Genomic DNA, 6,832 nt, shown 5'->3' with positions numbered 1-6,832 from the left:
CTCTTCCAGGTTGTGGGTGTAGGACAGGCTGCCGAACAGCACCGCCGGGTCGAACGTCTTGACCAGCGAGACGCCGGGGGTGATCGACCAGACGCCGTTGCCGGTCGGCAGGGTGTCAGGCACGAACAGGTTGGAGTTGGCATCGGTCTGGCGCAGCTTGATACCGAACGGGTCCTTGCCGGTTGGCGCCTTGACCCGCAGGGTGACCACGGCGTCCGGGGTGTTGACCGACTCGTCGAGGAACTTGTACGCGATGCCGAAGTTGACGTCGCCGATGGTCGGGTCGCGCGAGACATCCTGTTCCGTCGTGACGTTGGACGCACCGCCGTTGCCGCCGCCGGACTGGTAGGTCGATTCGCGGTAAACCACCGGCACGTTCAAGTCGAACTGCCAACGGTTATCGAAGTTGTAGCGGCCGGTCAGGTCGAGCGTCCAGGTGTCGGCCTTGATCCTGTCGAGGTTGATGTTGCCCAGAAAGATCGAGTCCAGCGCGAGGAAGCCGTTGAGGATCAACTGGCGGGTATCGTAACGCGAGTAGGTTACGCCGGTTTCGAAGCTGAACTTGCCGCCGCCGAAGAAGCCGCTGGCTTCGTCGTAGAGGTTGGACACACTCTGGGCCGGTTGCGAATCGTCGGCCAGCGACTGCCCGTAGGAAGCGCCGCTGCCCCCGGCTGCGCCCCCCGACGCTGCGGCTGCCCCGACACCAGGAGCCCCGGTGCTGGTAGCGACTTTTGGATTACCTTTCATGTCGGCTGGCGACTTGGCCAGTCGTTTGGGTTGCGGCGCTGCCGGTTGGTCTTCGACCTGGCGGACCCGTTGTTCGAGTACCGCCAGGGCTTTTTGTTGTACTTCGTAACGTTGCTTGAGTTCCAGAAGCTCCTGTTTCAGGGCTTCTACGTCGGCGTCCGGTGCCGCTTGCAGCATGGCTGCGGGTAGAAGAGTGCTCAAACATACAGCGGCACGCAGTGATACTGATCGATACATGAATAAGCCGTCCCTTTAAGCCCAATGATCGAGACTCAGCGTAGTTCAATATCCGATATTGCGTAGTGCCCTGAGTTGAGTCAGGTTGCAGTCCAGTGCGCCGGGGCTGATGCCGTTATTGTTAAGCACAACATTGAGTTGGGTCATGTTGTTGACCACGTTGGCGCTGCCCAGCAGGCGAGTGTTCTGCAGCAGGCCGCCCTGAGCGACTTGTTGCAGGGCCGTACCTTGATTTCCCGAGGCCTGAATGGCCATTTGCACGCCACCGCTGGTGGCCGAAACAGCGACGCTGCCGGCCGCATTGCTGGCCCCGATGGTCTGCCCGGCCATCAGGGCCTGGCCTTGAGCGGGTGCCAGCGGAGGAGGGGTGTTGGCTTCTTTTACATTGATGGCCACATTGTTGCTGGCGGTGTTGCCGTCGCCGGCGGCGCGTACGCTTTGGGTCACGCCCTGGCTGCTGTCGAGCCCCGCACCACCGATGACATTGCCAGTGCCCGGAGTCGGGGTGCTGCCATTGCCCTGTTGCTTGATGGTCGAGACGTAGAATTCCGGTTTGATGGTGGCGGCCTGAATCTGCATCGAGGTCGCGGCCCCGATCAGATCACCGCTGGCGTTGCGCCAGGTACTGCTCATGACAATGCCGAAGCTGATGATCCGCCCCGGCATTACGTAACGACCACGAAGCTCGGAAAGCTCCTGATCCTGGATTTCGATGGGTTTGAATCCTGCATTGGCATAGCCTGACGCGCTCGCTGCCAGGCAGGCGGCGGCCAGCCAGTATGAGGTTTTCATCTGCTGCTCCCGGGACATCCAGCCCCATTCTTTATAATCGGCGATTAAAAGAAGTCGCTCTGTATGAACCCGAAGTCCATTAATTCAGCATCTTTGACAGGGTTGAAGGAATCGAGCTTGTTCTTGGCGGTCAGCGGGGTCGGTGGTGTGCGCAATGCATTGGTTTTGTCATAACCGGGGCCGACGATGGCGAAGACGATGCCGTTCCAACCTTTGACAAAGTCATCATGGGCGTAGCGTTTGTGGCCTAAGACGGGATCTCCGATGTAAACCCAATCCTTGTCCGAACGCTGCAGCACCACGAAATGCTTGTAGCCGCGAATTTCCATCAGTACCACCACCGGGATTGTCACAGCGTCGAGTTTTTCCGGTGGAATCTTGTAGCCCCTGGCGCGCATGCCGATGCTTTCTACGTAGCGCTTCATGTCCAGCATGGAAAACCCTTGAGTACGAACAAGGTTCTGGTCAGCGTTGACCAGCATGCCTTTGATGATGTGCTCCTCATCGACGTCGAGCCAATAAGCCTGGCGTAACACCGTGGCCAGCGCGGCTGCACCGCAACTGAAATCGGTTTTCTGTTCGACAATGTCGGCAAACTTGCGCTCACGAATGCTTTGCACGTTCTTGTAGACGAGTACGCCGCCGGGCAAGGCAGCGACGGGCATCTGCGCGGCCTGGGTCAGGCCTGAGAGGCAAAGCAGGGCGATAAAGGCAGTCTTACGCATGATCGATACGCCTTTGCGGACTGAGGAAAAGCCCCGTTTCCGGGGCTTTCGTTTCGATCGCGATTACATGCAGGCTTTGCAACCTGCAGCGATGGACAGCGAGTTGCTTTGTTGGTTGCCAACACCGGCGGCGTTGTTGAAACCACCGTTACCCGACCAGTTGTTGCCTACGTTGGTCATGCTGGCAGTGTTGGTGACAGGGTTTTTCCAGCCGTCTGGAGTCAGCACTTGTTGAGTGGTTACGCCAGCCAGGCCGAAGACACCCACAGCGACGAAGTCAGAGCTCGATGGTTTGCTGCCACCGTTGCCGCCATGCCCTTTGTCATTGTTGCCATAGCCGCCACCGCTGTGACCATGATCGTCATCTTTGGTGGTTGCAGTGCCTGCGGCGACGAACGCGCCGGCGGCGGTAACAGTGCCAGTGAGGGTATCTTTTTTGTAGGTCTGAGTGCCGTTGTTGCCGACTTGCAGACCGGTGGTGCTTTGGTTGGCGGCGGCAGCGGCTTGCGCTACACGACCACCGGACACAGCGATCGCCAGGTTGTTTTTCTGTTGGTTGAAGTTGCCGGCAGCGTTGTTCACGCCAATGTTGCCCGAGCCGCTGTTGCCGACGTTGTTCATGCCGGCGTTGTTGGTGCTCGAGTAGTTGCCAACCGTGTTGTTGCTGTTGACTTGAGTGGCGCTGGAAGCAGACACCGCAGAGCCGAAGATGAAGCTTTCGTCGGCGGTGGCCAATGCAGCGGCGTTGTCTTGTTGGTTGCCGTCGCCAGCAACGTTGTTTGCGCCGATGTTGCCGTTTGCGCCGTTAAGCGAACCACTGATGCCGGCGTTGTTCTGGGTGCCCTGGTTCAGGACGGTGTTGCCGCCGTTGTTTTGCACGTCCAGCACTGCGGCACCGGCACCTGCACCGATTTGCAGCAGTTCTTCCAGGGTTGGGCCTTTTGGAGGAGGAGGGTTGTGACCGTGACCACCATTGTTACCATGATCGTTGCCGCCTGCTTGAGCCGCCATTGCCATTACTGCTGCAAGTGCGAAAACCAGTGGTTTGAGAGCCATTGTAGTTTTCATGGTGTTTCTCCGTCGTGCTTATTAGTTGGTTAAGTGTTGGTACTTTCTAATTGCACTGCTTGTTTGGGTCAGTCAGCGACCCGGATGCTCAGGGTGTTAGCCATTCGGTTCCCCACCCCGGCACTCTGGTTCACCTGGATTACCCCTCGGCTGCCGGTGAAGGCCTGATCACTCGTCGTGACCTGGCGACTGCCGGGTGAGGTACCAGTTGCTCCTGAGCTCGGTAAAAGCGCCACGTTCTGTTGCGACAGGGCGCTGTCGTCAACGCTTTGCGGAGCAGCACTGATGCTGATGCGCATGGCGTTGGCCATCTGGTTGTTGGCACCGGATCCCTGGTTAACACCCAGGACGCCGCTGCCATTGCTGAAAGAGGTGCCGCCGATGGTCGAACTGGCGTTGATGTTGCGATCGGCCGGCGTGTCGAGTCTTTGGTGAATAGTGGTGGTGGCGCTGGCCGAGGTGCCGATGGCGATGGCCCGGGCGTTGGTCTGTTGCTGCTGGTCGCCGGCAGCCTGGTTGACGTTGTAGTTGCCGTTGTATTGCGCGCCGCTGTTCTGGATATTGGCGTTGTCCAGCGCGCTCGGGTCAGCCATGGCGCTGGTGCAGCCGAGGAGGGCAAGCAGCAGAAGGGTGCGATTCATCTCATTGGCCTCCAGCCATGCGGGTCAGCGGTGCCAGACCGGTGCTCAACGAGCGATTGATCGTGTTGGAGATCGTGCCGCCACCGCCGCCACCGTGCCCGGCACTCATGCCGGGCAGGCCGTTGGGATTGGTCAGCACGTTCATGCCGGGCATGTCCGAATTGGGCGTGATCATGTTGCTGCGGATCGAAGAGCCGCTGGCTACACTGGCAAAGTCGCCGTCATTGAGTTCGGTGCTGGTCATCGCCTGATTGATGCGAGCCGATGGGTTGGCATTGACGGTGGTGGGGTAAGGGTCTTTGCCGCCGCTGCGTCCGATCGGAATGGGCTGGACATCACGGTTGAGAACGATCACGCCATTGCCTTCGGCCTGAACGTTGAAACTGATGAATGTGCTGGCTGCTGATCCAATCAGCAGAAGGCAAGTCAGGCCTTTATTGAAATTCCCCACGGCTGCAATTCCTTCTTCAGTGGGCTGGCTCTTGTCAGCGTTGGGAAGGAGAGAGCGAAAGCTGTGCCGGTTTTGAAATAGCCTTGAATTTCAGCCAGTTGCCAGAAACCAGCGCAGCGTTGATACACAGCGTGTTTCAACGCTGAAACACGCCGGGGGCAGCCTGGCTGTCTGGATGCTGAACAAAGCTCTGGAACAAGGGTTTGCGCAGCAGTGTTTCACCGGCGTAACAGCGGGCGGGGAAAATGGCTGGAGGGTGTTGAAACGGGCGCTTTGCGCGCAGGTGAGTGTTTCACAAGTGGACACTTTCACGCTTGGCCAAGGCAAACAGTGCTGTTGCCTTGGCTCATTCGGCCAACAGTTCGGTAACGGCTTGAATGGCCCGACAGCGGCGTTGTTCCCAGTCGCCGCGAATGATCTGCAGCGGTTGGTTGTGACGCTCCAGCCAGTCGCGGGTGGCCTGAAAGAACGCCATGCGTTCGCTGAGCTGCGGCTGGCAGCGCTGGCCATCGTCGGTCCAGTCGATCTGCTCGGGTGACAACAACAGATGCAGGTCGTAGTGACGTGCCAGCAACTGCGATTCGAGCCATGTCGGGCAAGCGCCGAACAGGGTCTGGCTCCAGAGGATATTGCTCAACAGGTGGGTGTCGAGAATCAGCAGCCCGGGCTGCTGCGACCGAGCCTGATCTTCCCATTGCAACTGCCCGCGCGCGATCTCGGGGATATCTGCCAGGCAGGTGTCGCGTGGATTCTGCTCGATGAACAAGCGCACGTATTCGTCCACCCGGACGCCACCGAAACGCTCCTGCAACGCGGCTGCCAGCCAGCTCTTGCCGGTGGATTCCGGGCCGGTCAACACCACGACCTTCATCGTTGCAACGCCGGATCGGCGCGCCATTCGCGCCAGCCCTGCACCGCAATCAGGGTGAACAGGGCATACAGCGCAGCGGTGAGGTACAGGCCTTTATAAAGGAACAGGCTGACGAAGATCACGTCCAGCACAAACCACAGCGCCCAGCATTGCAGGCGTTTTTGCGCCATCCACAACTGCGCAACGAGACTGAAGGCGGTCAGTGCGGCGTCGAGCCACGGCTGTGCGGCATCGGTCCAGTGCGCCATGGCGGCCCCCAGCAGCAGACTACCCAGAGCGCCTGCACTCAGCCCCAGCAGGATATGGCGTCGGCCGAGACGGGTGACTTCACGCCCGTCATGCATCGTCCCGGCTCGCGTCCATTGCCACCAGCCATAGACTTGCAGAGCGGCATAAATCACTTGCAGCAACATGTCCGAATACAGCTTCACGTCATAGAAGATCCAGCTGTACAGCAACACCATGACCAGACCGATCGGCCAGCACCATGGATTCTGTTTGACTGTCAGCCAGACGGCGATCACACCGAGGGCGGCGGCAAACAGTTCAAGCCCGGACATTGAGGTTCCTTGGGGGAGTGCAAGAAGGGGGCGGATTGTACTGCATTGGTGGAAAGACTGAATCCATGTCGATTACCAGTTCCGTGTGCGGCACAAAACCTGTGGAGCCGGGCTTGCCCGCGATGGCGGTTGGTACACCCAGCCTCTTCATTGCCTGACAGACCGCTTTCGCTGGCAAGCCAGCTCCCACGCTGGAACTGTGTTGCTCACCAACCGTGTGCACACCACAAAACCTGTGGGAGCCGGGCTTGCCCGCGATGGCGGAGGTACACCCAGCATCTTCATTGCCTGATACACCGCTTTCGCTGGCAAGCCAGCTCCCACACTGGAACTGTGTTGATCACCAATCCTGTGCACACCACAAAACCTGTGGGATGCGGGTCAGACGCGGAACTGGCGCAGCAACTGGTTCAACTGCTCACTCAACTGCCCAAGCTTCACGCCGGCCGCGCTCGACTGTTCTGCCGCCAGTGCAGTGCTGTGGGACAGGCCCGCCGCCAGTGTGACGTTCTGGTTGATGTCCTCGACCACATGCGCCTGTTGCAGAGTGGCGCTGGCAATCGAGGCGTTCAGGCCGTTGAGGTTGCGCAACGCCTGGCCGATGGCGTTGAGGCTGGCACCGGCAAGGCCAGCCTGTTCGATGGTCAATTGCGATGCTTTGCTGCTGTCGCTGATGACCTTCACCGCCGCTTCGGAGTGATTCTGCAGACGCTCGATCATGGCCTGGATTTCAGCCGTCG

Annotated in this window: 8 protein-coding genes and 1 pseudogene; all 9 read right to left on the bottom strand. The window is 59.4% G+C overall.

The window, feature by feature from the left end:
• A partial coding sequence (locus tag DBR18_RS05215; protein ID WP_256588548.1) for a hypothetical protein occupies positions 1-984 on the bottom strand: 984 nt, incomplete at its 3' end.
• Between the two features lie 45 nt (positions 985-1,029).
• Positions 1,030-1,776, bottom strand: coding sequence for a hypothetical protein (locus DBR18_RS05210; protein WP_108589511.1), 747 nt, complete (start codon positions 1,774-1,776; stop codon positions 1,030-1,032).
• Between the two features lie 44 nt (positions 1,777-1,820).
• Entirely contained in the window at positions 1,821-2,501 is a 681-nt protein-coding gene (locus tag DBR18_RS05205) for a C39 family peptidase (protein WP_108589510.1), read from the bottom strand.
• A gap of 63 nt (positions 2,502-2,564) precedes the next feature.
• The gene (locus DBR18_RS05200; RefSeq protein WP_108589509.1) at positions 2,565-3,569 is read right to left on the bottom strand and encodes a heme utilization protein; all 1,005 of its coding nucleotides are present in this window, start codon (positions 3,567-3,569) and stop codon (positions 2,565-2,567) included.
• 68 nt (positions 3,570-3,637) lie between these two features.
• Entirely contained in the window at positions 3,638-4,210 is a 573-nt protein-coding gene (locus DBR18_RS05195) for an adhesin (protein ID WP_108589508.1), read from the bottom strand.
• A 1-nt stretch (position 4,211) separates the two neighbouring features.
• Positions 4,212-4,661 carry a hypothetical protein gene (locus tag DBR18_RS05190; RefSeq protein ID WP_108589507.1) on the bottom strand — a complete coding sequence of 150 codons (450 nt, stop codon included), beginning with the start codon at positions 4,659-4,661 and terminating at the stop codon, positions 4,212-4,214.
• A 346-nt stretch (positions 4,662-5,007) separates the two neighbouring features.
• Positions 5,008-5,532 (bottom strand): AAA family ATPase, encoded by a 525-nt coding sequence (locus DBR18_RS05185; protein WP_108589506.1) that lies wholly within the window; start codon positions 5,530-5,532, stop codon positions 5,008-5,010.
• Positions 5,529-6,092 (bottom strand): nicotinamide riboside transporter PnuC, encoded by a 564-nt coding sequence (pnuC, locus tag DBR18_RS05180; protein WP_108589505.1) that lies wholly within the window; start codon positions 6,090-6,092, stop codon positions 5,529-5,531. The genes DBR18_RS05185 and pnuC overlap by 4 nt, the downstream gene beginning before the upstream one ends.
• Before the next feature lie 381 nt (positions 6,093-6,473).
• Positions 6,474-6,832: pseudogene (locus DBR18_RS28755) on the bottom strand (methyl-accepting chemotaxis protein); the annotation flags it as partial.

Source organism: Pseudomonas sp. HMWF021 (genome assembly GCF_003061005.1).
In the GTDB taxonomy this organism is placed as follows: domain Bacteria; phylum Pseudomonadota; class Gammaproteobacteria; order Pseudomonadales; family Pseudomonadaceae; genus Aquipseudomonas.
Note: the sequence above shows the minus strand (reverse complement) of the source record. Positions and strands in the feature narration are given on the sequence as shown.